The sequence below is a fragment of the Nocardia sp. NPDC050406 genome, from assembly GCF_044459025.1.
GTDB lineage: Bacteria > Actinomycetota > Actinomycetes > Mycobacteriales > Mycobacteriaceae > Nocardia.
Map to the genome: position 1 here is coordinate 1,025,244 of NZ_JBITIM010000001.1, position 15,442 is coordinate 1,040,685.

Consider the following 15,442-nt stretch of genomic DNA (forward strand, 5'->3'; position numbering starts at 1 on the left):
GGGCGCGTCCGGACTCTTCGCGGAATCGATACCGCCCTGCTCTCCTTCCAGCTCGCGGTATACGCTCCCGAATGCGATGGCTCATGGGTTCCCCAGTGGTTCCGGGGGGAGGTCGGGGTGTTGAGGTTCACGGTTCTGGGTGAGCTGTGCGGGTGGCGCGGGCCGGAGCGGCTCGAGCTGGGTCCGCCGCAGCGCCGCGCGGTGCTGGCGGCGTTGCTGTTGCGCGACGGGCAGGCGGTGACGGCCGCCGATCTGGTGGAGGACATCTGGGGCGAAGAGCCGGTGCCGCGCGCTGTCGCGGCATTGCGCACCCATGTGGCCCACCTGCGTCGCACCCTCGAGCCGGAACGCACGCCGCGCACGCCATCCAGGGTCTTGGTGTCCATCGGTGACGGCTACGCGCTGCGCCTGGGACCGGACGCCACCGATCTCGCCGAGGTCGAGCGCCTCGTCGCCACCGCCGCCGATCGACGCGACGGCGACCCGGTGGCCGCGCGCGACGCGCTGGTCGCGGCACTGGCGCAGTGGCGGGGTGCGGCACTGAGCGGTCTGCCCGGCCCGTTCGCGCAGCGTCAACGCGTTCGGCTCGAGCAGTGGCGGCTCGGTCTCGTCGAGGACCGCTTGGACCTGGACATCCATACCGGCCGCAGCGCCGACGCTATCGCGGAATTGGGACCGCTCATCGCGGAACATCCACTGCGGGAACGCTTTCGGGCGCTGCTGATGACCGCGCTGTATCACTGCGGCCGCCAGGCCGAGGCCCTCGACGAATACGGCCGGGCCCGCCGGGCGCTGGTGGAGGGTATCGGCGTGGAGCCCGGCCCCGAATTGCGGGCGGTGCACGACCGCATCCTGCGCGCCGATATCGCACCCGTCGCGCGACCGCACCGCCACACTCCCCCGGCCCAATTGCCGCCCGACATAGCCGATTTCACCGGCCGCGACCGGCTGGTGCGCGCATTGGCCGAGCAGGTGTGCGATGGAGAGAACACCGTCGCCATCTCCGCGGTGGGCGGAATGGGCGGCGTCGGAAAGACCACGCTCGCACTGCATGTCGCGCACACCGTGCGCGACCGGTTCCCGGATGGACAGCTGTATGTGAATCTGCGCGGCGTGGACACCGATCCGGTGCCGCCCGGCGACGCGCTCGGCGGCTTCCTGCGCGCCCTCGGAGTGGCCGAGGGCGATATCCCCTCCACCGTCGACGACCGCGCCGCCCAGCTGCGAACCCTGCTGTGCGACAAACGCGTTCTCATGGTTCTCGACAATGCCCGCGATACCGCGCACGTGCGCCCGCTGTTGGCGGGCGCGCCCGGCACGGCGGTACTCATCACCAGCCGCTCGGCGCTCACCGAACTGCCCGCCGTGCGCCGCACCCGGCTCGATGTGCTCGAGGCCGAGGAGGCCATGGACCTGCTCACCCGCATACTCGGAACCGACCGTGTCGCAGCGGAACCGGCGGCCGCGCGCGAGGTCGTCGAGCACTGCGCCCACCTGCCCCTGGCGGTGCGCATCGTGGGCGCGCGGTTGGCGGTGCGGCCGCAGTGGACCATCGCCTCGCTGGCCGCGCGGCTGGCCGACGAGACCCAGCGGCTGGAGCAGCTGCGCACCGGTGATCTCGCGGTGGCCGCGGCCTTCCAGATCGGCTACGCGCAGCTGACGGCGGAGCAGGCCAGGGCATTTCGCACCCTGGCCCGCGCCGATGTCCCGGACCTGTCGCTCGACGGCGCCGCTGCCGTACTGGAACTGCCTGTGCCGCATGCGGAATCGGTCTGCGAATCGCTGGTCGACGTGAGCCTGATGGAGACCACCGCGCCCGGCCGCTACCGATTCCACGATCTGCTGCGACTTTTCGCGTGCCGCATGTCCGACGAGGACGAATCGGCCGTGCTCGTGCGTCTGCTCGACCACTACCTGGCCAGCGCGAAGAACCTGCTGAGCGCCATCGACTACAGCAATACCGCCCGGCTGCTGGTGCCCACCAAGGTTCCCGGTCGCGCCTTCACCGGCGGCGCGGACGGCCAGACGTGGAACGACACCGAACGCCCGGTCGTCATCGCTCTGCACCGCCAGGCCGCGCGCCTGGGCGGTCCGGCCGTCGCCGTCGCCGCGGATCTCGCCTGGGTGATGGCCGAGCTCATGGATGCCGGAACCCGCGCCCGGGAACTCGCCGAGGCCCTGAAGGCCTTGCTGCGCACCGCGATCGAGCAACAGGATGCCGACAGCGCGCGCCGTATCCGGGTCGCGCTCGGCGCACTGCTCCAGGTCGGTCTCGGCGAGGTGAACGCCAGCCTGCGCTATCTGCGCGCCGTCGCCGACCCGGTCACCGACGCCGACCGCCGCCTCCAGGTGCTCACCGAAGTGCTGCTCGGGGTGGCCGAACGCCGCCTCGACCATCCCGACATCTCGTCGCGGCATTTCGACGCCGCCACCGATTTGGCGCGCGCACTCGGCGACCGATCCATGGAGGCGTGGTGCCTGGCGCTGGTCACCCGCACCTATTGCGAAGCGGGACACTACGATTCGGCTGTCGAGGTGGCCGAGCGCGCCATCGCCCTGGCCCGGGAATCCTCGAATCCGGTCGCGCTGGGCTGGGCCACTCACGAATTGGCGGCCACGCGCTCCATGCTCGGCGATCATCCGCGCGCCATCGAACTCGCCGAACAGGCCGTCCAGGTGGCGCGGCGCAACGGGGTGCGACTGTGGGAGGGCTGGGCGCGCACCCGACTGGCCCAGATCCACTTGCGCGCCGGACATCTCGCCGCCGCACAGGAGCAGTCCGCCGAGGCGCTGCGGCTGCTCGCCAAGGCCGCCGATCCCATCGACCGCGCCCGGGCCATGGCCCTGCACGCCACCGCTCAGGCGGCCCTCGGCGATACCTCGGCCGCGCGACGCGAGGCGCACGAAGCGGCCGAGATCTTCCGTCGCGCCGGACTCACCCCGCCCACCCTGGGCAACCTCTTCGGCCCCACCCAATAGCGAACAACTATTCGCTTTTTATCGGCGACTGGCAGAGTGACTTCCCGGCACGACAGCACCGCTGGGACGGGAGACTCACGGTGCGAGTGGCGGGCCACTTGTGTTCGCGGGGTGCACAGGTGGTCGGCGCACGCCCGGGTCCGCACGGCCCGGGCCGGTACGGATGCTCAGACGGTAGCCGTCTGGTTTTCGTCGATGCGCGATCCCACGACGGCCAGGCCGATACTCGCGATCAGCACCGACGGTCCGAGGTACAGCCCGTCCTTCTTCTCGGCGTTCTCAGCCCTGACCTCGTCGTAGGTGCGGCCGAGGACGACCCCTTCGGCGCCGGATTCACAGATATCACCGGGCTTCATGACCGTGCCGTCGCACTTCGGATCGCCGTCCGGGTTGGAGAACAGGGCGATGAGGAAAATGGCCCCACCGACGATTACCCCGACAACACCCGCATAGGTCAGCAGAGATCCGATCCCTTGCAGGATCTTTCGGTTCACCGGGGCACCGTAGCACCCGACTACCGCAGGCGCAGCACGAATTTCGCGTGCGAGCGACCGAGGTCAGACGGTGAAGCCCAAGGCGCGCAGCTGTTCCCGGCCGTCCTCGGTGATCTTGTCCGGGCCCCACGGCGGCATCCAGACCCAGTTGATCTGGAGATCCTCCACGAGCCCGCTGCGCACCAGCGCGTTGCGCGCCTGGTCCTCGATGACATCGGTCAACGGGCAGGCGGGCGAGGTGAGGGTCATATCGATCTTGGCGACGGACTCCTCGACCTTCAGGCCGTAGACCAGGCCCAGATCGACCACATTGATGCCGAGTTCGGGGTCGACGACGTCACGCATCGCCTCCTCGAGATCCTCGAGGAACGCCGCGTCCTCGGGCGACAACTGCGCCTCGGCCTCGGAGAGCGGTGCGTCCGCCGCCGGAGCCTGCTGTTCGGTCTCGCTCATGTCTACTCCCCGTTGCCCATCGTCTTCTTGGCCTCTTGTGCGGAGGATATCCGCACGACCGCGTCTTTGAACGCCATCCAGCCCAGCAATGCGCACTTCACGCGCGCCGGGTACTTGGCCACACCCGCGAAGGCGATGCCGTCGCCGATCATGTCCTCGTCGCCCTCGACGGTGCCGCGGCTGGTGATCATCTCGTCGAAGGATTCCACCACCTTGAGCGCCTGCTGCACCGGCAGGCCGATGACCTGGTCGGTGAGGACGGAGGTGGAGGCCTGGCTGATCGAGCAGCCCTGGCCGTCGTAGGACACGTCCACCACATCACCGTTGTCGTCGATGTGCACGCGCAGCGTCACCTCGTCGCCACAGGTGGGGTTGACGTGGTGCACCTCCGCACCGTACGGCTCGCGAAGGCCGCGGTGGTGCGGGTGCTTGTAGTGGTCCAGGATGACTTCCTGGTACATCTGCTCCATGCGCATGGTTTATGCAACTCCGAAGAAGCTCTGAGCCTTCCGCACCGCGGCGACCAGCGCGTCCACCTCGTCGAGGGTGTTGTAGACGGCGAAGGAGGCGCGGGCGGTGGCGGGAATTCCCAAGCGCCGCATGAGCGGCCACGCGCAGTGGTGGCCGACGCGAATGGCGACGCCCTCGTCGTCGAGGATCTGGCCGACATCGTGAGCGTGGATGCCCTCGACCACGAACGAGATCGCGCCACCGCGGTCCACATTCTCGGTGGGGCCGACAATGCGCACGCCCTCGATCGCGCCGAGACCCGCGAGGGCCCGATCGACGAGCTGATGTTCGTGTGCCGCAACGGCTTCCATGCCGACGGCTTCCAGATACCGCACGGCCGCGCCCAATCCGACGACCTGCGAGGTCATCGGCACACCGGCCTCGAAGCGCTGCGGCGGCGCGGCGAAGGTGGTGGCCTCCATGGTGACGGTCTCGATCATGGAGCCGCCGGTGATGAACGGCGGGGTCTCCTCGAGCAGCGCGTAGCGGCCGTAGAGCACGCCGACACCGGAGGGGCCGAGCATCTTGTGGCCGGAGAAGGCGGCGAAGTCGACGCCGAGCTCGCGGAAGTTCACCGGCATGTGCGGCACCGACTGGCAGGCGTCGAGCACCGTCAGCGCGCCGACTTCCTTCGCGCGACGCACCATTTCGGGCACATCGGAGATCGCGCCGGTCACATTGGACTGGTGGGTGAACGCCACAACCTTTGTCGCGGGCGACAATTCGAGCGAATCGAGATCGATGCGACCGTCGTCGGTGATGCCGTACCACTTGAGCGTGGCGCCGGTGCGGCGCGCGAGCTCCTGCCACGGAACGAGATTCGCGTGATGCTCGAGTTCGGTGACGACGATCTCGTCGCCCGGGCCCACGTGGTACGGGAAGCGGTTGTCGGCGAACGAGTAGGTCACCAGGTTCAGCGATTCGGTCGCGTTCTTGGTGAAGACGATCTCGTTGGCGGCGACACCCACGAACCGGGCGATATCGGCGCGCGCGTCCTCGTAGGCGTCGGTGGCCTCTTCGGCGAGCTGATGAGCGCCACGATGCACCGCCGCATTGCGCTGAACCAGGAAATCGCGTTCAGCGTCGAGCACCTCCGTGGGCCGCTGCGCGGTGGCGCCCGAGTCCAGATAGACCAGGGGTTTGCCGTCGCGCACCGTGCGGCTCAGGATCGGGAAGTCGGCCCGGATGCGGGCGACGTCCAAGGCGGGCACCGTGACAGTCATTCTCAGGCTCCTACAGCGGCAGAGGTGAAGCGCACGTATCCATTCGCGTCGAGTTCCTCGGCGAGCTCCGGGCCGCCCTCGGCGACGATGCGGCCGCCGACGAACACGTGCACGAAATCGGGCTGGATGTAGCGCAGGATGCGGGTGTAGTGCGTGATCAGCAGCACGCCGCCCTGCTCGCGCTCCTTGTAGTTGTTGACGCCCTGCGAGACGATGCGCAGCGCGTCGACGTCCAGACCGGAGTCGGTCTCGTCGAGGATGGCGATCTTCGGCTTGAGCAGACCCAGCTGCAGGATCTCCTGGCGCTTCTTCTCACCGCCGGAGAAGCCCTCGTTCACCGAGCGCTCGACGAAGGCCGGATCGATCTCCAGCTCCGCCATGTTCTCCTTGACTTCCTTCACCCAGGTGCGCAGCTTGGGGGCCTCGCCGCGGACGGCGGTGGCGGCGGTGCGCAGGAAGTTCGAGACCGAGACGCCCGGCACCTCGACCGGGTACTGCATGGCCAGGAACAGGCCCGCGCGGGCGCGCTCGTCCACCGACATCTCCAGCACATCCTCACCGTCGAGGGTGATGGTGCCCTGGGTGACGGTGTACTTGGGATGCCCGGCGATGGCGTAGGACAGGGTCGACTTGCCGGAGCCGTTGGGGCCCATGATCGCGTGGGTCTCACCCGAGCGCACGGTCAGGTTGACGCCCTTGAGGATCTTGATGGGCTCACCGGACTCGTCCGGGTTGGCGACCTCGACGTGCAGGTCCTTGATTTCCAGGGTGGTCATCGAATTCGAATTCCTTTGTGGGGGTGGAAGTTTGCTCAGACTCCGACAGCGGCGAGTTCGGCCTCGATGGCCGCCTCGAGCCGCTCCCGGACCTCGGGGACCGCGATCTTCTGAATGATCTCGTGGAAGAAGCCGCGCACGACCAGCCGTCGCGCCACCTCTTCCGGAATTCCGCGAGCGCGCAGGTAGAACAGCTGCTCGTCGTCGAAACGCCCGGTGGCCGAGGCATGTCCGGCGCCGACGATCTCGCCGGTCTCGATCTCCAGGTTCGGCACCGAGTCGGCGCGCGCGCCATCGGTGAGCACCAGGTTGCGGTTCACCTCGTAGGTGTCGGTGCCCTCGGCGGCGGCGCGAATGAGCACATCGCCCACCCACACGGTCCGCGCGTCCGGCTTGGCCGACTTCGGATCGCCTTGCAGCGCACCCTTGTACTGCACGTTCGACTTGCAGTTGGGCTGCGAGTGATCGACCAGCAGGCGCTGTTCGAAGTGCTGGCCGTCGTCAGCGAAGTACAGGCCGAGCAGTTCGGCGTCACCGCCGGGACCCTCGTAGCGCACGTTCGCGGTGAGGCGCACCAGATCGCCGCCGAGGGTGACATCGGTGTGGCGCAGGGTGGCGTCGCGGCCCAGGCGCGGGTGGTGCGCGGTGGCGTGCACGGCGTCGTCGGCCCAGTCGTGGACCACGATGACGCTCAGCTTGGCGCTGTCGCCGAGGACGAATTCCACGTTGTCGGCGTAGGTTCCGCTGCCCCGGTAGTCGACGACCACGGTGGCGACGGCGAAATTGGCGAGCCGGATCTGGAGGTGACCGTAGGCGGTCTTGCCCTCACCGGGACCGGTGACGACGACCGTAACCGGTTCGGCCACTTCGGTTTCCGCGCCAACCGAGATGACAGTGGCCTGTTCGAAACCCGAGTACGCCTGTGCGGCGACACGATCGGTGGGCACACCGCCCTGGCCGAGGCGGGCGTCGGTGCGGTCCACGGTTTCCACCGTGACGCCCTCACCTGCGCTCACCTCGACGACGGCCTGACCGTCGCGAACGGCGGAGCCGTCGTGCAGCCCACGCAGGCGGCGCAGCGGGGTGAACCGCCACGCCTCGTCGTGCGCCGACGGCACCTCGAAAGCGTCCACGTCGAACGAGGCGAACACCTCGCCCTTGTTGATCGCCGGGGTACGAGCCTCAGCGGCTTCGGCAACGTTCTCGACGGCCATCAGCCGACGGCTCCTTCCATCTGCAGTTCGATCAGGCGGTTCAGCTCGAGCGCGTACTCCATGGGGAGCTCCTTCGCGATCGGCTCCACGAATCCGCGCACCACCATCGCCATGGCCTCGTCCTCGGTCAGACCGCGGCTCATGAGGTAGAACAGCTGGTCCTCGGAGACCTTCGAGACGGTCGCCTCGTGGCCCATGGTCACGTCGTCCTCGCGGATGTCGACGTAGGGGTAGGTGTCGGAGCGGCTGATGTTGTCCACCAGCAGCGCGTCACACTTCACCGTCGACTTGGAGCCGTTGGCGCCCTTGTTGACCTGCACCAGACCTCGGTAGGAGGCGCGGCCGCCGCCACGAGCCACCGACTTGGAGATGATGGTCGAGGAGGTGTGCGGCGCCAGGTGCAGCATCTTCGCGCCGGTGTCCTGGTGCTGGCCCGCACCGGCGAACGCGATGGAGAGCACCTCGCCCTTGGCGTGCTCACCGGTCATCCACACGGCCGGGTACTTCATGGTGACCTTGGAGCCGATATTGCCGTCGACCCATTCCATGGTCGCGCCCGCCTCGGCCTTGGCCCGCTTGGTGACCAGGTTGTAGACGTTGTTCGACCAGTTCTGAATGGTGGTGTACCGGCAGCGGCCACCCTTCTTCACGATGATCTCCACGACCGCGGAGTGCAGCGAGTCCGAGCTGTAGATCGGCGCGGTGCAGCCCTCGACGTAGTGCACGTAGGCATCCTCGTCGACGATGATGAGCGTGCGCTCGAACTGGCCCATGTTCTCGGTGTTGATCCGGAAGTAGGCCTGCAGCGGAATGTCGACGTGCACGCCCGGCGGCACGTAGATGAACGAACCGCCCGACCACACGGCCGAGTTCAGCGCGGAGAACTTGTTGTCACCCGACGGGATGACCGAGCCGAAGTACTTCTGGAACAGCTCGGGGTGCTCCTTGAGACCGGTGTCGGTGTCGAGGAAGATGACGCCCTGCTTCTCCAGATCCTCGCGGATGGAGTGGTAGACGACCTCGGACTCGTACTGCGCGGCGACACCGGCGACGAGGCGCTGCTTCTCCGCCTCCGGGATGCCGAGCTTGTCGTAGGTGTTCTTGATGTCCTCGGGCAGGTCTTCCCAGCTCGCAGCCTGCTTCTCGCTGGAGCGCACGAAGTACTTGATGTTGTCGAAGTCGATGCCCTCGAGGTTGGAACCCCAGTTCGGCATGGGCTTCTTGTCGAAGATGCGCAGGGCCTTGAGGCGGAAGTCGAGCATCCACTCGGGCTCGTTCTTCTTCGCCGAGATGTCGCGCACGACCTCCTCGGACAAGCCGCGCTTGGCGCTGGCACCGGCGACATCCTTGTCAGCCCAGCCGTAGCCGTAGTTGCCCAGGGAAGCGATGGTCTCTTCCTGGGTCAGCGGCTGCACCTGGTCGGTGGTCGTCGTCATTCGGCACTCCTTCCGGAGTCGTTCGTCGCTGTCGTTGCGGGCTGTGCAACGGGGTTTTCAGTTTTATTCGGTTTCACCGCTGGCATCAGCAGTGGCACGTGGGTGGTGCAGGCGCAGTCACCGTTGGCGATGGTCGCCAGGCGCTGCACATGCGTGCCGAGTATTTCCTTGAAGGCCTCCAGCTCGGCGGCACACAGCTCCGGAAACTCCTCGGCCACATGCGACACCGGGCAGTGGTGTTGGCAGATCTGTACGCCCGCACCGACTTTCCGCGTGGATGCCGCGAACCCGGCTTCGGAGAAGGCGTCCGCGATCTCCTCGGCCTTGGCGGCCGTCTCCTCCGGCGTGTGCCGAGCGAGGCGGTCGATTCCGGCGACAATGGTGCCGACCCGCTTGCGGGCGAAGTCGACGATCGCCTTGTCGCCGCCGATCTCGCGCAGCTGTCGCATGGCGGCACCGGCGAGGTCATCGTAGGCGTGTCCCAATTTGCCGCGGCCCTGGGCCGTCAGCTGGAACTGTTTGGCCGGACGTCCCCGACCCTTCTGCTGCCACGGAGCCGACCGCGCGGCGCGCGCCTCCCCCGATTCGATGAGCGCGTCGAGATGTCTGCGCACCCCCGCCGGGGTGAGCCCGAGCCGCTTGCCGATGGCGGTCGCGGTGATCGGGCCTTCTTCGAGCAGCAGTTTGATGACGGCCTCGCGGGTGTGGCCCTCGCCCGCGAGTTCGGGCACAGCAGCAGTCCGGGCGGCCATCCTGGCGCGCCCGGTATCTGCTTCCGCATTCCGCAAACCCACGGTTTTCACAACACCAGTGTGACGGAATTCCTTCCCCGGTTCTAGTAAGGGTCACCTGACTTCGCGGGGGTGCGGCGTGTGAACCTTTGCACACTTGCATCGGTGCCGGTCGCAGGCGTAGGAGCACGCCTCGGTGGGGCGCACCCGCGAGGGTGGCCCCACCGTGACACTGGACCTCAGGCTCCGCTGCCGCGCAGACCGAGATGGCGTGCGCGTTCGGCCGCCGTGGCCAGGTGCGACCCGGCGGTTGCTCGGGTACCGGTCCGACCGCCCGCGGCCGTCGTTCCGGTGGTGTCCCGAGGGGTGGTGCCGCTCGACCGACGTCCCGTGACGAGCGCGGCCAAGCCACCCGCGGCGGCGGCGATGACGATGCCCAGCGGCAGCGCCCACCACTTGGTGCCGGAGTCGTCGGTCGTCGTCGTACCGGGCGCGGCACCGGCATTCGCCTCCGGCGGCGGGCCACCGGGTCCGAGCGCCGATTCCGGCGGGGCGCCCGGCACCGAGACGTCCAGACCGCTCAGCTGGGACGCGATCTCCGGCGGGTTCGTCACGAAGCCCTCCGCGCTGCTCCAGCGGATGTCGATCGGGTTGCCGTCCTGACCTCGGAAGGTCTGGCTGTAGGTGCCATCGGCGACCGTGGTGTCGCTCGCGGGCGTGCCGAGGACACCGTCGGTGGCGTTCAGGTGCGTCCAGGCCGTGCGGATCGGACCGCGTACCAGCCACGCGCCATTGGGCGGGTTCCAGTGGATGGTCGCGCCGTCACCGGCGGAGAACTCGCTGAACCGGGCGGTGCCCGCTACGGGCGCGTCCGACTCGTCGTTGACGGGATAGCCGATATCGGAGTCGGCTCCGCCGAGCGCGAGATATTTGTCGAGAATCGCGCCGTACATGATTTTCGCGCCGGTATCGGGCGAGTAGACGATCCGGCCTCCGGCGTAATCCTGCGCCGCGCCATTGGGGCCGAATACGTATACCGCGCCGACCTTTTCGCCCAGTGGCGACGAAATGCCGCCCTTCTCGTTGTAGTGCGCGTCGATCGCGGCGTCGGCGCCCGGTGGCTGTGCGGCGACCGGGGATACCAGCAGCACACTCGCGGACGCCGCCGCGAATACACCGAACAACGCCGTCAGAGCTTTCTTCCAGCTTGTCATCGTGGGCTCCTCACACAGTCGGCCGGAGTCAACGGATATCGCCTGTTCGCGGTTTGGTCGCGAAACCCATGAGCGCGGAGAGAATCGCGCCCACCACGCCGCCACCGGCGACCTGCGCGAGTATTTGACCGAAATCCAGGCCGCTGGCGGTGGCCGCCTGAATCACGCCGCCGGTAATGCCGCCGCCGATCGCGCCGACACCACCGGACGCGACCGGGCCGAGCGGACTTCGCGCGCCGCCGACCCCGCCGCCGATCACTCCGCCGAGCAAACCCAATAACCATTCCATGATTCCTCCTGGAGCAGTGCTGGACAGTGCCCGCGGCGAAACGCTAGGCGCGTTCCTCGGGGTCGATTCCCTCGGTTTCGATGCGTTCCTTGCGCACGGTGCCGGAGACGGTCTGCTGTTCCTCGACTTCGTCGACCACCAGCCGGACGCGTTCGACCGGAACGGTTTCCTTGTCCACGCGGACGTGGTCGGCGTGCAGGATGACCTCGCGGTCCTGTTCGCCGATATCCCCGGCCGCTTCGGTGCGGTCGGTGATGGGTTCGCGCACGAGTCGGGCTTCCTCGTGCGTGATCGGCACGGTGATGTCCTGCTGTTCGGTCTCGACGTACTTGTGCATGCGCGCGGTGCCGACTTCCTCGCGGTCGGTGCCCACGACCAGCCGTTCTTCCGAGCGCAGCATGGTGTCGTCGGTGTATCCGGCGGTCATCGGCTCGTCGGGTCCGGGCTGGATCTGCTGGGCCAGGCCGGTACGGCCGCCGGTGGGGCGACGGTCGAGGCGGTAGTAGTCGAGCAGCGCCTGTTCGTCGTCGGGGTCGATGCGGCCGTAGTGCTCCATATGCGGTGCGGAGCGCACGCGTTCGCTGTCGACCGGAATCTGGAGGGTGCGGTCGGCGGGTTGGTACTGGGCTCCGGTGAGCGGCACCAGGGAGTGGTCACCAGCGGATCCGGTGGACACCACGGCCCAGGTCGGTTGGCCGGTGGCATTGTCGACATAGAACTGTTCGACTTGGCCGATCGCGCTGCCGGACTTGTCGTAGGCGGTGCAGCCGATCAGGGATTCGAGCGTGGTCTTCGACATGATCCTCTCCTCGCATTCGGTGGAACTCAGCCGCTACCGCGGATCGACGGTAGCGCGGAGATCGGGCATTTTTGGAGAAAAGATCTTGCTCAGAACTGCATGCGACATCGCGGATACCCGCACCGACGGTGATCAAACAACGCGCCGTCAGGACAGGAATTCTCGGAGTTCGGCAATGACGGTTTCCGGATTTTCCTCGGCGAGGAAATGTCCGCCGGATATGGCTTTGCCGCGCACATCCGAAGCCCATTCCCGCCAGGTTCGCAATGGATCGAACCATTCGGCCACGCCGCCGGATTCATCCCACAGCGCGAGGACCGGGCATTCGATGCGGCGACGGCCTTTGTCGCGGCGGTCGTGCTCGTAGTCGAGGGTGGCGGCCGCGCGGTATTCCTCGCAGATGGCGTGAATGGTTTTGGGGTCGGAGAACTTCACGATGTATTCGGCGCGAATCTCATCGGTGAAATTCTTCGGATCGGCCGACCAGGTGTCGAGCATGTGGTTGACGAGAACCGCCGGGGAGCCGCCGATGAGGATTTCCGGAATCGGGTGCGGTGCGGACAGGAACGACCACACCCAGTAGGCGAGGGTCAGATCGCGTCCGGCGCGGTCGTAGATCTCGCTGGTCGGCACGATGTCGAGGACGGCGAGCGCCGTGACGGCCGCGGGATGGTCGAGGGCGAGGCGGTAGGCGCAGCGTGCGCCGCGGTCGTGGCCCACCACGGCGAAGCGTGAATACCCGAGCGCCGCCATCACTTCCAGCTGATCGCGGGCGAGGGTGCGCATGGCGTAGGGCGCGTGGTCGTCGGTGCTGGCGGGTTTGCCGCTGTCGCCGAAGCCGCGCAGATCGGTGACGACCACGGTGTGGGTGCGTGCCAGCGCCGGTGCCACCTCGCGCCACATGATGTGGGTCTGCGGTATGCCGTGCAGCAGCAACACCGGCGGCCCCTCTCCCCCACAGCGGCCGTGAATCGTGGTGCCGGAGACCACGATGTCGAAATTCGAGAATCCGTCGAACATGCCGCACCTCGCTGGCCGGAGAGGAACGCGAACCATCTGGTCGAGGGATACCCGGAAATGTGCGCCGGAATCGGCAGCCCGCAGCCGCGAGATAATCGGTACCGCTCCCCGAAAGTCGGTGTTACCGTTCACAAAACGCCAAGCCCGTTTAACTCAGTGGAAAGAGTGCCTCTCTTACAAAGAGGATGTCGGGAGTTCGATTCTCTCAACGGGTACCTGTAGTGGAAAGCGCGCGGTCAGGTGTGCGCCGGTGGTGGAGTCCGTGACGGTCAGAGTGCCGTGGTGTAGGACGGCGATGTCGCGGGCGAGGGCCAGGCCGAGGCCGGTGCCGCCCGCGGCGCGGGTGCGGGCGGTGTCGAGGCGGGCGAAGCGTTCGAAGACGCGGTCGCGGTCGGCGGCGGGGATGCCGGGGCCGTCGTCGGTTATCCCCAGGACGGCGCTGTCGTCCGCTGTCGAAAGGCGCACGGTGGCTTGGGATTCCGCGTAGGCGTCGGCATTGTCCAGGAGGTTGGTGATGAGGCGGGACAGGTGTGTGCGGTGACCGGCCACGGTGATGCCGTCGGCAATGTCGGTCGTCCAGGTGATGGCGTTGGCGGGTCGGCGGTCGAGGACTTCGCGTACCAGGTCGCCCAAATCCAGTGCGTTGAGCGGTAATTCGGGTCGCGTGTCGAGACGGGCGAGGGTGAGCAGGTCGGTGATCAGTGCTTCCAGGCGGTCGAGGTCCTCGAGGGCGCCGGAGGCCACGGCGGGCCAGTCGGCGCGGTCGGGGTAGCGGGCGGCGACCTCCAAGGGGGTGCGCACATTGGCCAGGGGGCTGCGTAGTTCGTGGGAGGCGTCGGCGATGAATTGGCGTTCGCGGCGCGTGGACTGTTCGAGACGAGCCAGGGTGTCGTTGAGTGTGGTCGCGAGACTGGCGATTTCGTCGCGGGTACTGGGGACGGGGACGCGGCGGCCGAGGTTCTGGGCGGTGAGCCGGGCGAATTCGCCTCGGATGGATTCCACCGGGCGCAGCGCGCGACCGGTGGCGAACCAGGTGAGGGCGGCCACCAGCAGCACCAGCGGCGGGCCCGCCAGCAGCAGGATGCGGGTGGTCGCGCCGGTGGCATCGCGAATGGACTGGGTGGAGGCGTCGGCGGTGACCAGGACGGTGCCCTCGCCGGGAACGGGGACGGTGGTCGAGGCTTCACGGGTGGTCAGTTGCGCCGGGGCGATGGCGATCACCTTGCGCAGCCCCGACGGCGCGGCGGGATCCGGTATGGCCGGAATGGTCGGTGGCTCAACGGTTTCCCCATCGGGGGCAGCAATGCGAATGGTGACCGTGCGGTCCACCAGCGGCAGCGGTTCACCGTCGCGCAGGGCCATGGCGGCGACGCCGAGTTGGCGGTGCAGCACATTGTCGACTTCGCGAGACAGACTGCTTTCGACGTAGTGGATCATGGCCCAGCCCGCGGCGATCAGGGCCAATGCCACCACCAGGGTCGCGGCGGCGGTGGTCCGCGCGCGCACCGAGGCCGGACGCCAGTGCCGTCGTTCACTCATGGTCGCCGCCTTCCGGCATCAATCGGTAGCCGTGGCCGCGCACGGTGCGAATACTGTTGCGTCCGAACGGCGCGTCGATCTTGCGGCGCAGCGCGCTGATATGGACCTCGACGACGTTCACGTCGCCGTCGAAGGCGAAATCCCAGCCGCTGCTGAGCAGTTCGCGTTTGGACACCAACTGCCCGGGGCGGCGAGCCAGGATTTCCAGCACCGAGAACTCCTTGCTGGTGAGCGCGATGGGGGTCTCGCCGCGCGTACAGAGCCGGGTGGCCGGGTCGAGCGACAGATCACCGACCCGCAGCAGCGTCGGGCGGGGAGACGGTCTGCGCCGCACCAGGTTTCGCAGCCGAGCCAGCAGAACGACGAAGGAGAACGGTTTCGTCACGTAGTCGTCCGCGCCGGAGTCGAGGGCTTCGGCTTCGTCGTGTTCGCCGTCCTTGGCCGTGAGCATGAGAATCGGGGTCCAGTCCCCCGCCGCGCGCAGCAGTGAACACACGCGGTAGCCGTTGAGCCCGGGCAGCATGATGTCGAGCACGATCACGTCGTAGCGGGTGGTCTGGGCCAGCTCCAGGCCGAGCCGACCGTCGCCCGCGACATCCACCGCCCAGCCCTCGGCCTCCAGACCCGAGCGCAGCGCTCCGGCCAGTCGGGTTTCGTCCTCCACCACCAGTACTCGCACGCCGCGATCCTGGCAGGTCAACCTGAAGACATCTTCAGCTTCGTTCAGGAACCCTTCAGCCGCCCCCGGTCAGAGTCGGGAACGTT

Annotated in this window: 15 protein-coding genes and 1 tRNA gene; 2 read left to right on the forward strand and 14 right to left on the reverse strand. The window is 67.8% G+C overall.

The window, feature by feature from the left end; translation table 11 throughout:
- The first annotated feature begins 117 nt into the window (after positions 1-117).
- A complete protein-coding gene (locus ACIBH2_RS04780; RefSeq protein WP_397113490.1) occupies positions 118-2,979 on the forward strand; it encodes a BTAD domain-containing putative transcriptional regulator in 2,862 nt (953 codons plus the stop codon).
- Between the two features lie 167 nt (positions 2,980-3,146).
- Here the strand turns inward: ACIBH2_RS04780 and ACIBH2_RS04785 are convergent, their stop codons facing one another.
- The 12 genes from ACIBH2_RS04785 to ACIBH2_RS04840 all read right to left on the reverse strand — a co-directional run bounded on the left by ACIBH2_RS04785 (position 3,147) and on the right by ACIBH2_RS04840 (position 13,138).
- A complete protein-coding gene (locus tag ACIBH2_RS04785; protein ID WP_397113492.1) occupies positions 3,147-3,473 on the reverse strand; it encodes a hypothetical protein in 327 nt (108 codons plus the stop codon).
- 63 nt (positions 3,474-3,536) lie between these two features.
- On the reverse strand, positions 3,537-3,926 hold the full coding sequence (locus ACIBH2_RS04790) for a metal-sulfur cluster assembly factor (RefSeq protein ID WP_397113494.1): 390 nt from the start codon (positions 3,924-3,926) through the stop codon (positions 3,537-3,539).
- Between the two features lie 2 nt (positions 3,927-3,928).
- Positions 3,929-4,402 carry a Fe-S cluster assembly sulfur transfer protein SufU gene (gene sufU, locus ACIBH2_RS04795; protein ID WP_397113496.1) on the reverse strand — a complete coding sequence of 158 codons (474 nt, stop codon included), beginning with the start codon at positions 4,400-4,402 and terminating at the stop codon, positions 3,929-3,931.
- A 3-nt stretch (positions 4,403-4,405) separates the two neighbouring features.
- Positions 4,406-5,659: a cysteine desulfurase gene (locus tag ACIBH2_RS04800; RefSeq protein WP_397113498.1), complete on the reverse strand. Its 1,254-nt coding sequence runs from the start codon at positions 5,657-5,659 to the stop codon at positions 4,406-4,408.
- 2 nt (positions 5,660-5,661) lie between these two features.
- Positions 5,662-6,435 (reverse strand): Fe-S cluster assembly ATPase SufC, encoded by a 774-nt coding sequence (sufC, locus tag ACIBH2_RS04805; RefSeq protein WP_397113500.1) that lies wholly within the window; start codon positions 6,433-6,435, stop codon positions 5,662-5,664.
- 35 nt (positions 6,436-6,470) lie between these two features.
- The gene (gene sufD, locus ACIBH2_RS04810) at positions 6,471-7,649 is read right to left on the reverse strand and encodes a Fe-S cluster assembly protein SufD (RefSeq protein ID WP_397113502.1); all 1,179 of its coding nucleotides are present in this window, start codon (positions 7,647-7,649) and stop codon (positions 6,471-6,473) included.
- The gene (sufB, locus tag ACIBH2_RS04815; protein ID WP_397113504.1) at positions 7,649-9,085 is read right to left on the reverse strand and encodes a Fe-S cluster assembly protein SufB; all 1,437 of its coding nucleotides are present in this window, start codon (positions 9,083-9,085) and stop codon (positions 7,649-7,651) included. The genes sufD and sufB overlap by 1 nt, the downstream gene beginning before the upstream one ends.
- Positions 9,082-9,837 (reverse strand): helix-turn-helix transcriptional regulator, encoded by a 756-nt coding sequence (locus ACIBH2_RS04820; RefSeq protein WP_397113506.1) that lies wholly within the window; start codon positions 9,835-9,837, stop codon positions 9,082-9,084. The genes sufB and ACIBH2_RS04820 overlap by 4 nt, the downstream gene beginning before the upstream one ends.
- 218 nt (positions 9,838-10,055) lie before the next feature.
- The gene (locus tag ACIBH2_RS04825; RefSeq protein WP_397113508.1) at positions 10,056-11,030 is read right to left on the reverse strand and encodes an LGFP repeat-containing protein; all 975 of its coding nucleotides are present in this window, start codon (positions 11,028-11,030) and stop codon (positions 10,056-10,058) included.
- Between the two features lie 28 nt (positions 11,031-11,058).
- Positions 11,059-11,319: a hypothetical protein gene (locus tag ACIBH2_RS04830; RefSeq protein ID WP_397113510.1), complete on the reverse strand. Its 261-nt coding sequence runs from the start codon at positions 11,317-11,319 to the stop codon at positions 11,059-11,061.
- 43 nt (positions 11,320-11,362) lie between these two features.
- A complete protein-coding gene (locus ACIBH2_RS04835; RefSeq protein WP_397113512.1) occupies positions 11,363-12,118 on the reverse strand; it encodes a PRC and DUF2382 domain-containing protein in 756 nt (251 codons plus the stop codon).
- A gap of 147 nt (positions 12,119-12,265) precedes the next feature.
- Positions 12,266-13,138: an alpha/beta fold hydrolase gene (locus ACIBH2_RS04840; protein ID WP_397113514.1), complete on the reverse strand. Its 873-nt coding sequence runs from the start codon at positions 13,136-13,138 to the stop codon at positions 12,266-12,268.
- Between the two features lie 142 nt (positions 13,139-13,280).
- Here ACIBH2_RS04840 and ACIBH2_RS04845 point away from each other — a divergent pair.
- A tRNA-Val gene (locus ACIBH2_RS04845) sits at positions 13,281-13,353 on the forward strand.
- On the opposite strand, the gene ACIBH2_RS04850 is transcribed toward ACIBH2_RS04845, so the two are convergent.
- Together ACIBH2_RS04850 and ACIBH2_RS04855 are read right to left on the reverse strand one after the other, a co-directional pair.
- Positions 13,313-14,677, reverse strand: a complete 1,365-nt coding sequence (locus ACIBH2_RS04850; protein WP_397116816.1) for a sensor histidine kinase — start codon at positions 14,675-14,677, stop codon at positions 13,313-13,315. The genes ACIBH2_RS04845 and ACIBH2_RS04850 overlap by 41 nt on opposite strands.
- On the reverse strand, positions 14,670-15,356 hold the full coding sequence (locus tag ACIBH2_RS04855) for a response regulator transcription factor (protein ID WP_397113516.1): 687 nt from the start codon (positions 15,354-15,356) through the stop codon (positions 14,670-14,672). The genes ACIBH2_RS04850 and ACIBH2_RS04855 overlap by 8 nt, the downstream gene beginning before the upstream one ends.
- Positions 15,357-15,442 lie beyond the last annotated feature (86 nt).

Bases quoted from the DNA above. Each gene is read 5' to 3' on its own strand.
- ACIBH2_RS04850 (WP_397116816.1), bottom strand. From the start codon at position 14,677: ATGAGTGAACGACGGCACTGGCGTCCGGCCTCGGTGCGCGCGCGGACC.
- sufU (WP_397113496.1), bottom strand. From the start codon at position 4,402: ATGCGCATGGAGCAGATGTACCAGGAAGTCATCCTGGACCACTACAAG.
- ACIBH2_RS04835 (WP_397113512.1), bottom strand. From the start codon at position 12,118: ATGTCGAAGACCACGCTCGAATCCCTGATCGGCTGCACCGCCTACGAC.
- ACIBH2_RS04790 (WP_397113494.1), bottom strand. From the start codon at position 3,926: ATGAGCGAGACCGAACAGCAGGCTCCGGCGGCGGACGCACCGCTCTCC.
- sufB (WP_397113504.1), bottom strand. From the start codon at position 9,085: ATGACGACGACCACCGACCAGGTGCAGCCGCTGACCCAGGAAGAGACC.
- ACIBH2_RS04825 (WP_397113508.1), bottom strand. From the start codon at position 11,030: ATGACAAGCTGGAAGAAAGCTCTGACGGCGTTGTTCGGTGTATTCGCG.
- ACIBH2_RS04830 (WP_397113510.1), bottom strand. From the start codon at position 11,319: ATGGAATGGTTATTGGGTTTGCTCGGCGGAGTGATCGGCGGCGGGGTC.
- ACIBH2_RS04820 (WP_397113506.1), bottom strand. From the start codon at position 9,837: ATGGCCGCCCGGACTGCTGCTGTGCCCGAACTCGCGGGCGAGGGCCAC.
- ACIBH2_RS04800 (WP_397113498.1), bottom strand. From the start codon at position 5,659: ATGACTGTCACGGTGCCCGCCTTGGACGTCGCCCGCATCCGGGCCGAC.
- sufC (WP_397113500.1), bottom strand. From the start codon at position 6,435: ATGACCACCCTGGAAATCAAGGACCTGCACGTCGAGGTCGCCAACCCG.
- sufD (WP_397113502.1), bottom strand. From the start codon at position 7,649: ATGGCCGTCGAGAACGTTGCCGAAGCCGCTGAGGCTCGTACCCCGGCG.
- ACIBH2_RS04840 (WP_397113514.1), bottom strand. From the start codon at position 13,138: ATGTTCGACGGATTCTCGAATTTCGACATCGTGGTCTCCGGCACCACG.